This is a genomic window from Wolbachia endosymbiont (group A) of Melieria omissa (assembly GCF_964031125.1).
Lineage (GTDB): Bacteria > Pseudomonadota > Alphaproteobacteria > Rickettsiales > Anaplasmataceae > Wolbachia > Wolbachia pipientis.
Window position 1 is genome coordinate 226909 of the sequence record NZ_OZ035007.1, and the last position, 17215, is coordinate 244123.

General features: G+C 34.9%; 12 protein-coding genes, 1 tRNA gene and 1 pseudogene. 6 read left to right on the forward strand and 8 right to left on the reverse strand.

Translation table 11 applies throughout. From position 1 onward, the window contains the following. Positions 1 to 2: 2 nt before the first annotated feature. A complete protein-coding gene (locus ACQH2Q_RS00990) occupies positions 3 to 1109 on the reverse strand; it encodes a Ulp1 family isopeptidase (protein ID WP_425383514.1) in 1107 nt (368 codons plus the stop codon). 142 nt (positions 1110 to 1251) lie between these two features. On the opposite strand from ACQH2Q_RS00990, the gene serS reads away from it, so the two are divergent. Both serS and purD read left to right on the forward strand, forming a co-directional pair. After that, complete coding sequence (gene serS, locus ACQH2Q_RS00995; protein ID WP_338482154.1) at positions 1252 to 2529, forward strand: serine--tRNA ligase; 1278 nt, start codon at positions 1252 to 1254, stop codon at positions 2527 to 2529. Positions 2530 to 2563: 34 nt separating this feature from the next. Further along, positions 2564 to 3835, forward strand: coding sequence for a phosphoribosylamine--glycine ligase (purD, locus tag ACQH2Q_RS01000; protein WP_138264878.1), 1272 nt, complete (start codon positions 2564 to 2566; stop codon positions 3833 to 3835). Between the two features lie 610 nt (positions 3836 to 4445). Here the strand turns inward: purD and ACQH2Q_RS01005 are convergent. Next, entirely contained in the window at positions 4446 to 7004 is a 2559-nt protein-coding gene (locus tag ACQH2Q_RS01005; RefSeq protein ID WP_425383515.1) for a WD_0033/WD_0034 family tandem repeat-containing protein, read from the reverse strand. 638 nt (positions 7005 to 7642) lie between these two features. On the opposite strand from ACQH2Q_RS01005, the pseudogene ACQH2Q_RS01010 reads away from it, so the two are divergent. The 3 genes and pseudogenes from ACQH2Q_RS01010 to gatC all read left to right on the forward strand — a co-directional run bounded on the left by ACQH2Q_RS01010 (position 7643) and on the right by gatC (position 10081). Then, positions 7643 to 8508, forward strand: a pseudogene (locus tag ACQH2Q_RS01010) (ankyrin repeat domain-containing protein). A gap of 303 nt (positions 8509 to 8811) precedes the next feature. Next, positions 8812 to 9738, forward strand: coding sequence for a ribose-phosphate diphosphokinase (locus ACQH2Q_RS01015; protein WP_182309371.1), 927 nt, complete (start codon positions 8812 to 8814; stop codon positions 9736 to 9738). Next, positions 9728 to 10081 carry an Asp-tRNA(Asn)/Glu-tRNA(Gln) amidotransferase subunit GatC gene (gene gatC, locus ACQH2Q_RS01020; protein ID WP_065094978.1) on the forward strand — a complete coding sequence of 118 codons (354 nt, stop codon included), beginning with the start codon at positions 9728 to 9730 and terminating at the stop codon, positions 10079 to 10081. The genes ACQH2Q_RS01015 and gatC overlap by 11 nt, the downstream gene beginning before the upstream one ends. 40 nt (positions 10082 to 10121) lie before the next feature. On the opposite strand, the gene ACQH2Q_RS01025 is transcribed toward gatC, so the two are convergent. From ACQH2Q_RS01025 to ACQH2Q_RS01045, 5 genes are all read right to left on the reverse strand, one after another. Further along, entirely contained in the window at positions 10122 to 11384 is a 1263-nt protein-coding gene (locus ACQH2Q_RS01025; RefSeq protein ID WP_006279726.1) for a Tol-Pal system protein TolB, read from the reverse strand. A gap of 5 nt (positions 11385 to 11389) precedes the next feature. Then, the gene (locus ACQH2Q_RS01030) at positions 11390 to 13024 is read right to left on the reverse strand and encodes a ribonuclease J (protein ID WP_012673044.1); all 1635 of its coding nucleotides are present in this window, start codon (positions 13022 to 13024) and stop codon (positions 11390 to 11392) included. Between the two features lie 208 nt (positions 13025 to 13232). Further along, the gene (dnaJ, locus tag ACQH2Q_RS01035) at positions 13233 to 14351 is read right to left on the reverse strand and encodes a molecular chaperone DnaJ (protein WP_174515787.1); all 1119 of its coding nucleotides are present in this window, start codon (positions 14349 to 14351) and stop codon (positions 13233 to 13235) included. 82 nt (positions 14352 to 14433) lie between these two features. Then, positions 14434 to 14511: transfer RNA gene (locus ACQH2Q_RS01040), tRNA-Arg, on the reverse strand. 63 nt (positions 14512 to 14574) lie between these two features. Beyond that, positions 14575 to 15072 (reverse strand): hypothetical protein, encoded by a 498-nt coding sequence (locus ACQH2Q_RS01045; RefSeq protein ID WP_264339242.1) that lies wholly within the window; start codon positions 15070 to 15072, stop codon positions 14575 to 14577. A 205-nt stretch (positions 15073 to 15277) separates the two neighbouring features. Between ACQH2Q_RS01045 and ACQH2Q_RS01050 the strand changes: the two genes are divergently transcribed. After that, complete coding sequence (locus ACQH2Q_RS01050) at positions 15278 to 16603, forward strand: IS4 family transposase (RefSeq protein WP_264339118.1); 1326 nt, start codon at positions 15278 to 15280, stop codon at positions 16601 to 16603. Here ACQH2Q_RS01050 and ACQH2Q_RS01055 read toward each other — a convergent pair. Then, positions 16590 to 17168, reverse strand: a complete 579-nt coding sequence (locus ACQH2Q_RS01055) for a hypothetical protein (protein ID WP_425383602.1) — start codon at positions 17166 to 17168, stop codon at positions 16590 to 16592. The two genes, ACQH2Q_RS01050 and ACQH2Q_RS01055, sit on opposite strands and share 14 nt — an antisense overlap. Between the last annotated feature and the right edge of the window lie 47 nt (positions 17169 to 17215).

The following is a 17215-nucleotide window of genomic DNA, read 5'->3' on the forward strand; positions in this document are numbered from 1 at the left end:
GATTACATAATGCAACACAAACTTGCATTCTCCCTTGAAATAGAAGACTGAGATGTTTTCGTCCTTGGCGGATGCTTACGATTTCTTAGATCTTCCTTACATTTCTCATCTTCCATAAGCGCTCTTGTAAATTCTTCTCTTTTCTCATTCAAATCAAATTTATATTCTGATAACTTTTTGTCAATTTCGTCAAATGATTTGTCTTCGTTAAGCATTTGTGTAATTTTATGAGCATTTTCTAACGCAAATATTCCACAGTTATACCCGTCACTTTGCTGCTTAGTTGGGGAAATTCTTATGTCTAATACCCATTCCTCTTTTTGCAGTTCTCTTTTAACAATATTTAGCACATTATCTGGCAATTGATTACCAAATGAGTCACAGTAATAAGCTCTAAATTTTTTATCACCTGCATCAGGTTTAATAACCAAAGTTACCCAATGATTATTGTTAATATGAAGAACCGAAGTAAATATCAATTTAGAATTTTGTTTGAATTCACCTCTATAATTCTGAAGAAATTCTTTTGTGAGTTCGTCCCAACCATTAGAATAGCTAGGGGCAAGAAAATAGATATTATTATTACTATATTCACTTTGTGAGTACCCATATACAACTCTTGCAATATGTGTAATGTCATTATCATCTAACCAGTAACTATAGTTTTTTCTGTTTGTCTGATGCACAAGAGTGTCCAAATCTTCGTGAAACTCTTTACCACCCAAACCACTATCCAAAGAGCTTCTACGACTACTGTTCCTTGAATTGGGTTCACTTCCTGGTACAATACCACTATCTCCATCTTGAGTTTTTTGCTCACCTTGACTTGCTCTTTTTCCATTAATATAGTTCTTCGCTAAGTAAAATAAAGGTTCAACAACCATTTTGTATGCTACTGTAAGAATTATTCCCATTAAAACCCAAACTACGGGGTTAGAGATGAGCATAGCAAGTGGAAAGGTCAATAGAGGGGATCCTATTACCGCCCCTAAACAGCCAGCAGCGAATGTGGCTGCTAGGCATACACAAGTAGCGTAGATAACGAATTTCCAATCAGCAAAGTAAGTGCTCTTTTTTAATTGATTACATTTTCCTGTGATGCCCAACATACCACATCCTATGAACGCTAAGTTAATTAATTTTAACAAATTCTAACAAAAAAATCAACCATAATAATTTTAGTAGTATGAGAATATATTGAATATTAAGAGCTTTTGGAGTACAGTAACAATGTTAGTAATAGCACAATATATGCACGATATAGAATATATACGCAAAAACCCTGAAGGATTTGAAAAGGCAATGAAAAGCAGGGGAATTAGAGAATCTACTGCGGAAGAGATATTAGAAATCGATCACGAGAAAAGATCATTAACCACTAAACTGCAGGATTTGAATAGGCAGCGCAATGAAATCACAGAGGAAATAAAAAAGCTTAAAATGAGCAAGAGCCCCTGTGAAGAGCAAATAGAGTTGTCAAAAAGCATCACAAATGAGATAGAGGCAATCAGCTTAAAAGAACAAGCAGAAAAGGATAAGTTAGTGAATGTTTTATCTAACTTGCCGAATATTCCTGCGCAAGATGTGCCAATAGGCGCAGATGAGAACTCTAATTTAGAGGTGAGAAGATATGGAGGAAAAAGACAGTTTGATTTTGTACCAGAATCTCATTATGAACTCGGAGAAAAATTAGGTTTAATGGACTTCGAACAAGCGGCGAGAATTTCCGGATCAAGATTTACGATATTAAAAGGACAGTTAGCTAAGCTTGGACGAGCGCTAATAAATTTTATGCTTGAAATGCATGTTAATGAATTTGGCTATACTGAGGTGTACCACCCGACTTTGGTGAAAAACGAGGCTATGTATAATGTTGGTCAGCTACCGAAATTTTCTGACGATTCGTATTTAACTACCGACGAATTGAGGTTGATTCCCACAAGTGAAGTGTTTTTAACAAATTTAGTTGCTGACAAAATAATGGAAGAAAAAGAACTGCCTATTCGCTTTACTGCATATTCGGAGTGCTTTCGTAAAGAAGCAGGTAGTGCAGGTCGCGATACCAGGGGCATGATAAGGCAACACCAGTTTGGTAAAGTGGAGTTGGTAAGCATCACAACTGAAGACCAATCAAATGATGAGCTTGAGGGTATGACGAGTGTTGCTGAAGAGATATTAAAAAAATTAGAATTGCCATACAGAGTAATGCTGCTTTGCAGTGGCGATATGGGTTTTGCTGCACAAAGGACTTATGACATAGAGGTATGGTTACCTGGGCAAAATAAATATAGAGAAATATCAAGCTGCTCAAATTGTGGTGCATTTCAAGCAAGAAGGATGAACGCTAAATACTCTTCAGAAACTGATAAAAAGATAAAAAAATATGTTCACACTTTAAACGGCTCAGCTTTAGCTATAGGAAGAACGATTATTGCCATAATGGAGAATTATCAAAATTCTGACGGGTCGATTGCAATACCAAACGTGTTGCAAAAATACATGAGTAATGATACTGTTATAAGCAAATAATAATTTTGACATATAGAAAAGCGAGGAAATAAAGATGAAGGTTCTGGTTATAGGTTCTGGTGGGCGTGAGCACGCTCTACTTTGGGCTCTAAAAAAATCTCCTATCTTGACTGAGTTATATGTAACTCCTGGTCGCCAAGCTATGAAAGATCTTGGGGCTCTTGTGGATGTAAATATTCAAAATTCAGTGGATGTTACACAATTTTGCAAGAGAGAAAATATAGAGTTGGTTGTTATTGGTCCAGAACAACCAATAATTGATGGGCTTGCTGATGATTTAGTTGCAGAGGGAATAAATGTTTTTGCTCCAAGTCAAGCAACTGCAAAACTTGAGGGATCGAAGTCTTTCACCAAGGGACTATGTAAACGATATGGTATACCAACTGCCAAGTACGAGTGTTTTGTTGATGAAGGGTTAGCTAAAGATTTTGTACGTAGCAATAAAATAAAGTTTCCACTTGTAGTGAAAGCAAATGGAATTGCAGCAGGAAAAGGGGTGGTTATATGTAATACAGAAAGCGAAGCTTTTTCAGCAATAAATTCAATGCTAGTGGAGAAAAAATTTGGTGAATCAGGTGAAGAAATAATCATAGAAGAGTTTTTAGTTGGAGAAGAAGTAAGTTTTTTTGCTCTTATTGATGGGTTGAAAGTAGTAACTCTTGGGTGTGCAAAAGATTATAAGAGAGTTGATGAAAGTAATGAAAGCCAAAATACTGGAGGTATGGGGTCGTACTCATCACCTTCAATTATAAGTAAGGACATGGAGCAAAAAATTATCCAAAAAATAATATACCCTACAGCTCAAGCATTGGTTAACATGGGTACGTCTTATAAAGGAGTACTCTTTGCTGGTTTAATGATTTGCAAAGATAGCCCAAAACTTCTCGAGTATAACGTTAGATTCGGTGATCCAGAAACGCAATCTATATTACCTAGATTTGATTCAAATTGCGATTTGTTAAAATTGATGTTGTCAGTTGCAGAAGGAAAGTTAAATGTCAAAATGGTGGAACTTAACAACAAATCTACAGTTTGTGTAGTTGTTGCAAGTAAAGGCTATCCGGGTGATTATCAAAAGGGAGAAGTAATTAAAGGATTAGATAAGATTGAAAGCATTCCTGGTGTGTTGGTGTTTCATGCTGGTACTAAATTCGATGAAAGTGGTAACTTAGTTTCCGATGGCGGAAGAGTGCTAAATATAGTAGCAGAAGGGAGCACTATAGAGGAAGCCAAAAGTAAGGTGTACTCAGCATTAAATTTTTTAGAATGGCCAGGGGGCTTCTTCAGATACGATATCGGTAGTTAATGTTAGCTGTCGGTTAGCAGGTGGTTCACAGAAACGAAAAACTTCCTTGACAAACTCCGCCAGCCCCCTTATCATGAAACTGAAGCTATTGTATTTGCTTTCGCCAATCTGCAGATTAAAAGGTAAGGATTACTTAATGTATCGGCGTCTTATGTTCAATTTTTTGCAGTATATAGATACTGTATGTCTTTACAAAACTTCATCTACATCTAGATTTTTATCTAAATAAGCTGAACGCGCTTATAAAGCGTTACAAGACATCAAAAAATGCCAATACTCGACAGAGATAGTAAAAGACTAGCTAACTCGGGGATTCTTTGTCTTTTTTTCTGCTTAGTAAATTTCTTAAACATTTGCAGCTAAATCTTGCTTGTCAAGCGTTTAAAACATAAAAAACGCCAATATTTTAAAGCAGATAATAACCCCAGGGCTTCTTTTGCCTTTTTTTTCATTTGGTAAATTTCTTAAATATTTATGGCTAAACGACAATCGTCATCCCGCTACTTGTTAGCGGGATCTAGAGATACCGCGGCGGTATGACGTAGGGAAACCTTTCTTGGGTTAGCTATAAAACTAATCAGCATCTTGTTTAGCACATATAAATTAAGTTTCACAAATATAGTGCTAAACCTTGAAAATATGTTATAGCTACTTCTTCCAATTTAGTGGTGGGTTTTGACAGTACACATGTTATTTTACTAGCTACCAACTCAAGTGTCACAGAAGTTGCAATCACTGCATTTATATTCTGTACTTTAACATTTACTCTACTTTCTATTAGAGGCTTTACCCCCCTTACATCATTACGTACAGCAGTATGATTTATTTCATTTTCAATTCCACTACTATGCTGCAACAAGATATCCCCATTAACTTTTATTTCAACATTTTTGTCACTACTACCATTGTTAAAATTTAATCCCTCATCTCTTCTACTTTGTCTTTTTTCTTTTAATTTTAATTCAGTTTCTCTTTTATCAAGGGTAGGAAATGGGATGTGAGTTTTTTCCTGACCATCTTGATTTATAGCTCTTGTTGTATTAAAAGCTTCGTTGCTTTTACATGATATTGTATAAGTAAGTGGTGTGTAGATTTTTTCTTCACTATCTGGATATTTTATAGTTATTGTTGCATTAAGAATGTCTTTCAGAATATCATTTTCTCTAGCTATGTCTAAAATTTTTTGAATAACTTTGCGATCATGTAATGCGGCAAGTAACTTATCAGTTACTTTTTGATTATTTTTATGTTTTATGGTTATTGTTGTGTTAAGAATGTCTTTCAGAATACCGTTTTCTTTAGCTACTCTTAACATTTTCTCAACAGCTATACTATCTTTACGTAGTATAGCATAAGCAAGTGGTGTGCAAGTTTCTTCCTGACCATCTGGATATTTTATAGTTGTTGTTGCGTCAAGAATGTCTTTCAGAATACCGTTTTCTTTAGCTACTCTTAACATTTTCTCAACAGCCATACTATCTTTACGTAGTATAGCATAAGCAAGTGGTGTAACAGTTACTCTCCGACCATCTAGACATTTTATAGTTATTGTTGCGTTAAGAATATCTTTCAGAATACTGTTCTCCTTAGAGATTTTTAAAATTTCTTCAATAGCTATACTATTTTCACGCAGTATAGCATAAGCAAGTAGTGTGTAAGTTACTTCCCGGCTATCTGAATGTTTTATAGTTGTTGTTGCGTCAAGAATGTCTTTCAGAATATCGTTTTCTTTAGCTACTCTTAACATTTTCTCAACAGCTATACTATCTTTACGTAGTATAGCATAAGTAAGCGGTGCGCAAGTTTCTTCATGACCATCTGGACATTTTATAGTTGTTGTTGCATCAAGAATATCTTTCAGAATACCGTTTTCTTTAGAGATTTTTAAAATTTCTTCAATAGTTTTGCTATTTTTACATGATATAGCGTAAGTAAGCGGTGTGTAAATTTCTTTCTGACCATCTAGATATTTTATAGTTGTTGTTGCGTCAAGAATGTCTTTCAGAATATCGTTTTCTTTAGAGACTTTTAAAATTTCTTCAATAGTTTTGCTATTTTTACATGATATGGCGTAAGTAAGCGGTGTGTAAATTTCTTCTTGACCATCTAGATATTTTATAGTTGTTGTTGCGTCAAGAATATCTTTCAGAATACTGTTCTCTTCAGCTGCTACTAGAATTTCTTTAATAATTTTGCCATCCTCCCAGAACATAGCATGAGCAAGTGGTGTGTAAGTCACTTCCCGGCTATCTAAATGTTTTATAGTTATTGTTGTGTCAAGAATATCTCTCAGAATACCGTTTTCTTTAGCTACTCTTAACACTTTCTCAACAGCTATACTATCTCTACGTAGTATAACATAAGCAAGTGGTGTGTAAGTCACTTCCCGGTCTAGATATTTCATGGTTGTTGTTGTGTTAAGAATATCTTTCAGAATACTGTTCTCTTCAGCTGCTACTAGAATTTCTTTAATAGCTTTGCTATCCTTCCAGAACATAGCATAAGCAAGTGGCGCGTAAGTCACTTCCTTGTTATCTGGATATCTTATAGTTGCTGTTGTGTTAAGAATATCTTTCAGAATACCGTTCTCCTTAGAGACTTTTAAAATTTCTTCAATAGCTATACTATCTTCATATAGTATAGCATAAGCAAGTGGTGTAACAGTTGCTCTCCGACCATCTGGATATTTTATAGTTGTTGTTGCGTTAAGAATATCTTTCAGAATACCGTTTTCTTTAGAGACTTTTAAAGTTTCTTCAATAGTTTTGCTATTTTTACATAATATGGCATAAGTAAGTGGTGTGCAAGTTTCTTCCTGACCACCTGGATATTTTATAGTTGTTGTTGCGTCAAGAATGTCTTTCAGAATACCGTTTTCTTTAGCTACTCTTAACATTTTCTCAACAGCTATACTATCTTTACGTAGTATAGCATAAGCAAGTGATATAATAGTTGGTTCTTTACCCCGATGTTTGCTTACTTCCGTAGTAAGAATCCTTTGTTTTTCCTTTTCAGATATTTTTTCTAGTTCTTCAGCAATGCTACTTTTTTTGCCTTCTATTTTTGATGCTAATTTTAAAATACTTTTTTCATCTTTCTCTTTCAATTTCGAATCGTTTACCTGATGAGTCATTTTTTTTCTCAAGGTCTTTCTTATTAAACTAAGCATAACATTTTCTCTCTTCGTGGTTATAATATTTGCTTTTATGAATCAGTTGTGTTGACAATGTATTAATTGCATAGCTCAGACATTGTTTTATAAAGTAAAATTTTAGTAGACCACCTTACAAGAACGTTTCTTGCTAATTCTGAATCCGAAAAAAGGACGCAGTAAAGTTATTTGTAAGGGAAGAATGAAACTTGTAGCTATAGCTAAACTGACTTACGATAATTTGAAAAACCGTCATCCCGCTGCTTGTTAGCGCTTACTATTACCCACAAATATAAATGTTTGTTGCATAGCTCTTAATGGCATAACTTTTGCTTGAAATAACTGTTTATATGGTGCAATTTACAGCTTTTAGTTGCTAAAATTATAACTCTTAGTTTAATAATTTTAATCTAATAAGCTTTCAGGTTAATAAAATTAAATTATTTGAGTAAATACAATATTATGTTTTTATTTGTGGGTAATAGTAAGTTGTTAGCGGGATCTAGAGATACCGCGGCGGGATGACGGTTCGCAGTGGTATGACGGTTCGCGGCGGGATGACGATAAGCTCGTCATCCCGCTACATTAATATTGTATTAATAAAAACTTAATAATAATCCTTAATAATATATGAACTAACATGTTCGCAATTTCGTATGACAGAGGAAACAAAAGATGGATATGCTTCCTTATACGTTGCAATTCAGGAAGGTAATATTGAAGCTGCAGAACTACTAATAAAGTGTGGCACAAACGTCAATGATCATTATGAACGCAATCGTACGCCACTGCATATTGCCATCGGACGCAAACAATTAGAAATAGCAAAATTGCTGATAAAAAATGGAGCAAACGTTAATGCAAAAACTCAAAATCATGGTAAAGATGATCTAACACCAATGCACTTTGCAGTTTTTGCAAATACGCCAGAATTTATAGAATTACTAGCTAGCCATGGTGCATTGATTAATGAAAGAGAAAGCACCGAAGGGTATACTCCTCTTCACTTTGCTGCTTTATATGGGAACAAAAATATAATACAAGCCTTAATTGATAAGGGACAAGATATTGAAGATGTGGACAATAATGGGCGAACAGCTCTGTTTTTAGCTGCTAGGCAGTGCACTGAAGCAGAAGATGATAGCAGAATAGAAATTATCAAGTATTTGATAGACAAGCTCAAAGCAGATGTAACAAAGAAAGACAATAATAACAATGCAGTACTCTTTCCTGCCGCTAATAATTGCCCTGGAAAAGTGGTAGAATTCATCATTGAGCAATATATAAAAATCTTTGAGTTAGAGAATTTTATCAACCACAAAAATAATGATGGAATGGATGCTTTGGATATTGCGCTGAATAGTGGAAACGAGAAAGCTATTGAAGTATTAAGATCATATGGAGCAGATATCAAGAATAAGGTAGATGGTAGCATTCAAAAATTACTGCAGAAAAACCAAGTAGTACCCTAGACAGAGCAGAAAGTGCAGAGGTAGCGCCTCCAATTAAGCAAAGAGTATAAAACTTTTTATAAAGCGATTATAAATTTCAGTAAGTTGCAGAGGCTCTACAATGGGAAGTGTAGTATGTTAGCAGATACAAATGACTAGATAAATTATATTTCATTAAAGTCATTTATCTTGAAACATAAGCAGGATTTTGTATAGTTGTTTCAATTTGGGTCTGTATATTGAAACAACGCGTGAAAATGACAGGTCATTGTACAAGAGGTACCTAATTCACCGACAAGAATGCTAGATAAAGACACTTACATTTCAATTATTTTACAATTTCTGTATAATCTTAAAAACTCAATTAGTGCGTTATGAAGATAGTAATAGGTAATGCTAGTAAGGAATTAGGGGAATCAGTAGTTAACCGGCTAGATGTTCAACCATCCTCTGCTTGGATATCAAAGTTTACCGATGGCGAGGTAAATGTAGAAGTAGCAAATGATCTATATAATCAAGAAGTATATATAATACAATCTCTTTCTCCCCCTGTGAATGATAACCTTATGGAGCTTCTGCTCATAATTGATGCAGTAAATAGATTAGGAGCCAAAAGGATAGTAGTAATTATTCCTTATTATGGATATAGCAGGCAAGATAGAATTATCAAGAACAATAATGTGCAGTCTGCTTTAAGTGCCAAATTAGTTGCAAATCTTATTCAAACTGCAGGTGCAAGTAGCGTTGCAGTTATTGATTTGCACTCAAGTCAAATTGAAGGATTCTTTGATGTACCGATAACTAATTTGAACTGCTTTGAAGCATTTGTTGACTCTATACACACGGAAAATTTGGCAATTGTTGCACCTGATGTTGGAGCAATTGGTAGAGCACGTGCTTTTGCAAAGACTTTAGAGGAAAAGTACAAGATAGGGTTAAGTGATAAGATTATTGTAGTAGATAAATATAGGGAGAAAGCAGGCACATCTCAAGTAATGAACATAATAGGAGAAGTTGCAAACAAAAATTGTGTCATTGTTGATGATATAGTTGACTCTGGTGGAACATTGTGTAATGCAGCTCTTGCTTTAAAAAGTTACGGAGCAAAGTCCGTAACTTCATGCATCACACACGGTGTGCTTTCAGGAAGTGCAGTTGAGAAAATCTCTTCCTCTTCTTTAGATAAATTAGTGATTACGGATACCATACTTCACAAACTTGAAAAAACTGGTAAAATAGAAGTTGTTTCGGTTGTAAATATTTTAACTCACTTCATCCAAGGAGGTAGAAATGCCAGCTAAGTCAACAGAAGACGTTATTACTTCACTAATAGAATTTGCAAATAAGAGAAAAATAACAATTACCAAGGAAGAAATGCTTAAAATTGCACAGCTTGTAAGGATTAAGTTATCAAATGACGAGATTGATCACTACTCCAAAGAACTGACAATGCTGGATTGGATACATGATACTTTATTGCAAGTTAATACTGAAGGTGTTTCTCCTATGCGTTATGGCAGCATAGACAAGGACATTCATGTACGCGATGATGTTATAAATTCTCAAAATATTAAAGAAGAGATATTGTCCAATACAAAACCTGAGCATGGGTATTTTGTAGTGCCAAAGGTTATAAACGATTAAGGTAAAACAAGCTTATATCAAATCCACAATAGATCTACTTTCAAAAATAAGACCAATCCGGTAAAGAAGCATTTGTAGGAGTGGAAACCATTTTTTGATTTTTCTTTACTAAGTCTACTAAATATAGTTTAGAGTTGCTTGGTGATTCTGTTCTTGTAAAAATGATTTCTCTGCCATTTGGTAGCCATGCCGGGGATTCAATTTTATGCCCCTCTGAAAGCAGACGTTCTTCTTTGCCATCTGGCTTCATAACTCCTATGTAAAATTTTCCTGACTGAATCTTTGTAAAAGCTATCAGATCTCCTTTTGGCGACCAAACAGGCGTAGCATATCTTCCACTCCCAAAACTAATTCTTTTAGGTTTTTTACTTTTGTTAGTAAAATCGATAACGTACAGTTGCTGACTCCCACTTATATCAGAACTAAAAGCCATATACTTTTGATCTGGAGAAAAAGAGGGAGAAGTGCTTATAGCTGAACCTTTAGTAATTTTTTTTGTTCGTTTACTACTTAAATCCAAAGATAATATATTCGTTTCACCACCCAATGAGTGGGAAATTAAAAGAGATTTACCATCGGGAGAAAATCTTGGTGCAGAAACAACTCCTTCAAATGCGCTGATTATTGATTCAGTGTTATCTTTTAAATTTTTTAATATTATATAACTTTTACCATTTGCGTACGAGATATAAACAATACCCTTTCCATTTGGTGAGAATCTCGGTGTTGACACAAATCTATCGCCATTTGTTAAGTATTTTATATTACTTCCATCTTGATTCATCACAGCAATTTTACGCACAGATTTGTAGTTGCTATCTTTTTCTTCAGCGATATACGTGATTTTTGTGTTGAAGTGCCCTTTCTCACCAATTAATCTATCATGTATCACATCCGAAACGAGGTGACCAATTTTTCTCCAGTCTTTTGCTGGAAAAACAACTGACTGAGTAAGTAATTCTCTTTTTGTAAAAGCGTCAAATAAACGAAATGATAGCTCTAATGCACTACCAGATATTTCGCTTAAACTTACTGTGACTACAGTATCGCTTTTCCAAGATTTAGATTCAGCTTCCGCGCCACGTTTTACATTAAATAAGCCACAATTAGATAAATTTGTTCCTATTACCTTTGCAATATTTTCGCTTAATTCGCTTTCCAACGCTGTTTTACATGTACATTTAGATACAACAAGACCAATGTTACCAACACTGCTTTTTTTTATATCAACATATAAAGCAGCTTTTGTAAAATAAGGAATAAATAACGAAATAAATAACACCAGATGAACGAATAGCTTCATTCATTTCATACCTGTTCTATCTGAACCTCAATTATAGGCCTTTTTAGTAAATATTCCTTTAAGATACTCAATATTGAACTTTCAATCTTATTTTTAATTTTTTTTGTTGGCTGCAAACTAAACAACGACTCAACTTTCTTGACAATTTTCTGTATGGTAGCTGCATCTTCTAGCACTTCAAAAACACCAGGTACAAATACTTTTGGTTTAGCAAGCAATTTATTTTTCTTGTTTACAACTGCTGTTACCACAATAACTCCGGCATCTCTCATTCTTTTACGCATTTTTATAACACTGCTCTCCGGATGACGTAGCAACATACCATCAATACCAAAGTAGTCAACATCAATTGAATCAACCTTTTCTCCGTTCTCCAAATTAACAATATCACCTGGTGCAATCATTATTGCTTTTGCCACACCGCACTCTTTAGCAAATTTTACATGTGCATGCGTGTGAATATATTCGCCGTGAACTGGAATAGACATCTTCGGTTTTATTAAAGAATACATTTCCTTTAGCTCTTCTCTTGTTGGATGCCCAGAAGCATGAACATGCTCTGTTTTTTCAGTAATAACTTCTACCCCCATCTCAATAAAGGCATTGAGCATGTTGTGCGCACGAGTTTCATTTCCAGGAATGATTTTTGACGAAAAGATCATGGTATCACCTTGCTGCATTTTAAATGCTTGATGACTCTTAGCAGCAAGTCTTGCGGTAGCTGCCAGTGGCTCACCTTGACAACCTGTGCAAAGTAGCACCAGTTCTTCCCTTGGAAAATTTACTGCTTCCTTTGCTTCAAGAAACTGAGGAGAATCAGTTAAATAACCACTATCTTGCGCAACTTTCACTATTCTCCATAAAGATCTACCAAGTAAAACTACTTTTCTATTTAGTGCTTTTGCAGCTTGGCTTATCGTTTCAATTCGTGCCACATTTGAAGCGAATAGCGAAACAGCAACTAATTTTTTAGACCGCTTTATTATGTTATAAATATTATTATAAATTTCACCTTCTGACTCAGGGTGATGCTTGCTTAATATATTGGTTGAATCGCAAATTGCTGCAAGCAGGTCACCTTTATCGCCAATTTCTTTTAGACGCTCCATATTAGAAGTTAATCCAACAACAGGTTTTGGATCAAATTTCCAGTCTCCGGTATGGAGTGCACTACCCATTTCAGTGCTAATTAATATTGAATTTGCCTCAGGAATTGAATGAGTTACATTTATAAACTCGACGGTAAAAGGACCCAAATTTATGCTGCCATTTATGTCTACCTCTTTCACAGGCACTATACCTTCCAATCGAAATTCTTTTAGTTTCTCTTTAAGAAAATTAACCGTAAACTTTGTTGTATATATGGAGCACTGCAACTCTTCCCACAAGTGGGGCACTGCACCGCAGTGGTCCTCATGTGCATGTGTAATTATTATTCCAAGTAAATCTTTTTTTCTTTGAGCAATAAAATCTATATCAGCAATGAGCAGCTCAACACCTGGCATAGTTTCATCTGCAAAACCAACACCAAGGTCGATCATAATCCACTTACCTTGGTAATGATATAGGCTAACATTCATCCCGATTCTTCCTACTCCCCCAAGCGGAAGAAATAAAAACTCATTTTTGTTTATATTCATTAAATTTAAATTATTAAAACCTGAGAATAGCAAAACTTCGACCTTAAATAAAGAAATTTATTGCTTTTACATAGTTTTAAGGAACTAAGAAGTTTCTGTTGGCTAATAATAACACTATTGTTAAGTTTTCCATTAATAAGGTCAAAGAATTGCAGGATTAAATGAAAACCCGTAAACAGTTACCCCTTTATGTCATTTAGCAGATTTCTTATTTTTTTTTTACTTTACTAAAAAACCCTTCAGATTGCTGTTGTACACTTGCATTTTCCTCTTCTTCAAGCGCTTTTAATAGTTCAATTTGCTTTTTAGTTAAATTTTTTGGATTTAAAGTCTCAACTATTACCTGTACGTATAAATCACCACGAGCATGTGAGTTCATATATGGCATACCCTTTTCCCTACAACGTAGTTTGGTACCAGTTTGAGTGCCTTCAGGGACCTTTACTTTTATTTTAGCTCCATCAATTGATTGAATATCGATTTCACCACCAAGCACTGCTAGTGTCATTCTTATAGGCACTTTACAGTGTAAATCTGCTTTATTTCTAGCAAAGATTTTATGGAAAATTATTTTCACGTATACGTATAAATCTCCACTTTTTCCACCTTTTGTTCCAGCTTCTCCTTTACCACTTATCCTTACCTTAGCTCCTTCTTCTATGCCTTTTGGAATTGAAACGGATATATTTACTTCATCTCTTCTACGTCCACTTCCACCACATTTCTTACATTTGTTTTGTATTATTTCTCCTTCCCCATAGCATGTAGTACATGTTCTTTCGATGGTAAAAAAGCCTTGTTGAGTTCTAATCCTACCGCTTCCCTGGCATGTGTGGCACTGAACTGGTTTAATTGCTCCTTCGCCACCTGTGCCTTGGCATGTATCACATTTTACATTTGTCACATAATGTATAGGCGCTTGTATTCCTTTAAATGCATCTTCTAAGGTAATTTCAAGATCATAACGTAGGTCTGCTCCAGATACTCCTGTTGTACTTCTTTTTGCTCTCGATCTACTTGCACCACCACCGAATCCTCCACCAAAGAAGTCATTGAATATGTCGCTAAAATCTCCTGCAGAGCTAAAGCCTTGAAATCCACCAGAAGCACCTTCGTGGCCATAACGGTCATAGCCTGCCCTTTTCTCAGAGTCAGACAGAACTTCATATGCAGCTGTTACTTCTTTAAATTTTTCCTCTGCTTCTTGATTGCCAGGATTTCTATCAGGATGATATTTTAACGCTAATTTTTTATACGCTTTTTTTATCTCATCAATACTGGCATTTCTGCCTACTTCCAGTAGCTCATAGTAGTCTTTTTTGCTCATATATAATAGTTTAGTGCTCAACCTTTAAAGATAGGTATTGCATATATTAATTTCAAGTGTGACTTCTGCTTCCTATAAAATGTGGTGCACCCTGAGCGACTTGAACGCCCGACCTTTTGATCCGTAGTCAAATGCTCTAATCCAACTGAGCTAAGGGTGCTTTCATAAAGTTAACTTTAGCAGATTTTGTGGCTTGATTCAATTAATTTGGCTAAAAATAAAACTATTGATTTCTATCATACGTGAACCCCTCACAATTCTCAAACTGCCGTTTCGCATTAGAATTATCAAATTCACTACAAGGAGGAGCAGTTGGAGTAGTATTAGGATCTTGAGAAAAGTAAGGAGGTGGTGCATCATAACGAGAAGAATCTCCATAACCATGCCCTTGTCTAAGACAGCTATCTACCGCTCCTTTAGCTTTCTCGATATTTTCTGATTCTTCCTCATGCTTCATATGAAAAGCTAAACCACCAGTAAAACACACAAGAGAATTAACGCCAAGGATAACTAAACCCCACACTGGTAAGACTGGGTAAACAGCACAAGCTACCAAAGCTGCCAAAGAAACAGCGCCAACCGCAAATTCTATATTTCTGAACGTTTTAAATTTACTATCCAGGTAATCTATTTTTTCTTCTTTTCTAGCCACTTTTCTGCTGCTGTTATACCAAAAACACATACCAGCATGGAAAGCAACACACACAACTGCAGCTACCATACCTAAAGCTAATAACTTTCTATTGTCTTCTGAGTCTTTTTTCTTATCTTCTCTGCTTTGATGGCTACCACTACTGAAACCAGGGTTATTTATAACTGTAGTATGACCACCAAACCATACGCGTCAAGTTAAGGAAATAAAGGTATGAAAGAGATAGAATAATAAGGTATAAGTTCTCCCAGATATACTTTTAGTGAGAGAACCAATGAATAAAATAACTTGCTTATCAAAAAAGCTCAAAGAATTTTTTAATGAAAAAGCAGAGAAAATCTCAATTACAACAAGGTTTATAAAAAGAAAGAGAAAGCTAAAAGGTTCATCATTCGTAAAAGCCATGGTCTTGGGTAATATAGGAGTTGATAATTGTAGCGTAGAAACAATGTGTCAATTACTAAACGAGGACTCGATAGATATAACAAAACAAGGTTTGGATTTTAGATTTACTGAAGAAGCAGTGGAATTTATGAAAAGGATGTATAATGAATCTGTGATTCTCTTTAAAAATATCTTGCAAGTTGATTGCAAAATCTTACAGCAATTTAATAGTGTTAAATTATTGGACAGTAGCTATATTACTCTACCTAACAGTATGGAAGAGATGTATAAAGGTTATGGTACTAGCTACAGTGGCTATGAAAGCAATACTAAGTCTGGAATAAAGTTACAATTAGTTTTCGACTACATGAATCAGATAATAGACCAACTTAATTTAACGGAGGGGGTAAGATCAGACCAGGGATATAGGAAACATTTAAGTAATATATTAAGCAATGATTTGCTAATATCTGATCTCGGTTATTTTGTGCCAAGTTCTTTTAAACAAATCAATGAAATAGGAGCTTATTTCATAAGTCGTTATAAATCCGATACCAACATATATGATGTAGAAACAAATCAAAAAATGGAGTTATTAGAATGTTTAGAGGATAAGTTATTTTTAGAAAACGAGGTATTGTTAGGAAAAGAAGCAAAAATTAGAGTAAGAATTATATGTCAGAAACTAACTGAAGAACAGTCTATGGCCAGAAGAAGGAAAGCTAATAGATTAGCAAGATCGCAGGGATATACATCCTCTAAAAGAAATCAAAAATTGTTGAACTGGTCAATATTTATAACTAATGTTCCAGAAAATAAAATTAGTGCTGAGCAAGTATTAACGATTTACAGAGTAAGGTGGCAAATTGAGTTATTATTTAAATTGTATAAAAGCCATATCAGGCTTGATAAGCTAAAAGGAAAGCCATGCAGAGTATTATGTGAACTATATGCTAAATTGTGCGCAATTCTTATATTTCACGGCATAGTTGGTTGCACAGAAGTGAAAAAGAATACAGAACTTAGCTTAACAAAGGCATTTATTGAGCTAAAAAGGCGGGTTAGAGAGTTATTTTTAGTATTAACCAAAATTAATAGTTTAAAAGCATTTCTTAAAAAACTCACTATAACTTGGTCGCGATTTTCATTAAAAGACAAACGTAGAAGGGCTAGAGTATCCACTTTAACCTCTCTAAATTTGCTCACAATCTCTTAACTTGACGCGTATGGTTTTTTGAACATTCCCGTACTGCCTGCTTATTTCTAGCAGTTTTTTCTTCTTTTGCTTCTTCCATTTTAGAGCCTGGTTCTTCATGTGTATCAGTCACAGGTTCTTTTTCTGCTTGCATTATTTTACCTGATATGTACTCCTTAGCTTGCTTAGCGAGCTCGATTACAATAGCTACTCCAATTGCAGTTGCAATCAGAAGTACTGGTATTGTAGCTCCCATAGCTAACAAAGAACTAACTGTAGTTGATAAAGACGATAAAGAATCTACTTTAATTATTGGAGTCAAGCCACATGCAACAAGGCCAACTCCGGCTGCAACACTTCCAATAAACAAGCCAGCTAGACACGCAGTTTCTTTTAATGTTAACCCGCTATGACGCTCATATGGAATTGGATACAAAAGAATTGTTATGAAAGCTGCAATTAATGGCACTACATAGATGGCTCCAACAGTTCCGCCTATTATCAGAGGTGAAAGACTAGTGAAACTTAGTAAGAGACCTATTAAAGTGCCTATTATAGCTCCTATTATTGCTGCCACGCCCAGCATCGCTAAATAAATTACACCCACCATAACTTTGTCCCTATGTTAATAAC

Coding starts and splice junctions, on each gene's coding strand:
- ACQH2Q_RS00990 (WP_425383514.1), bottom strand. CDS start 1,109: ATGTTGGGCATCACAGGAAAATGTAATCAATTAAAAAAGAGCACTTAC.
- serS (WP_338482154.1), top strand. CDS start 1,252: ATGCACGATATAGAATATATACGCAAAAACCCTGAAGGATTTGAAAAG.
- purD (WP_138264878.1), top strand. CDS start 2,564: ATGAAGGTTCTGGTTATAGGTTCTGGTGGGCGTGAGCACGCTCTACTT.
- ACQH2Q_RS01005 (WP_425383515.1), bottom strand. CDS start 7,004: ATGCTTAGTTTAATAAGAAAGACCTTGAGAAAAAAAATGACTCATCAG.
- ACQH2Q_RS01015 (WP_182309371.1), top strand. CDS start 8,812: ATGAAGATAGTAATAGGTAATGCTAGTAAGGAATTAGGGGAATCAGTA.
- gatC (WP_065094978.1), top strand. CDS start 9,728: ATGCCAGCTAAGTCAACAGAAGACGTTATTACTTCACTAATAGAATTT.
- ACQH2Q_RS01025 (WP_006279726.1), bottom strand. CDS start 11,384: ATGAAGCTATTCGTTCATCTGGTGTTATTTATTTCGTTATTTATTCCT.
- ACQH2Q_RS01030 (WP_012673044.1), bottom strand. CDS start 13,024: ATGAATATAAACAAAAATGAGTTTTTATTTCTTCCGCTTGGGGGAGTA.
- dnaJ (WP_174515787.1), bottom strand. CDS start 14,351: ATGAGCAAAAAAGACTACTATGAGCTACTGGAAGTAGGCAGAAATGCC.
- ACQH2Q_RS01045 (WP_264339242.1), bottom strand. CDS start 15,072: ATGGTAGCTGCAGTTGTGTGTGTTGCTTTCCATGCTGGTATGTGTTTT.
- ACQH2Q_RS01050 (WP_264339118.1), top strand. CDS start 15,278: ATGAATAAAATAACTTGCTTATCAAAAAAGCTCAAAGAATTTTTTAAT.
- ACQH2Q_RS01055 (WP_425383602.1), bottom strand. CDS start 17,168: ATGCTGGGCGTGGCAGCAATAATAGGAGCTATAATAGGCACTTTAATA.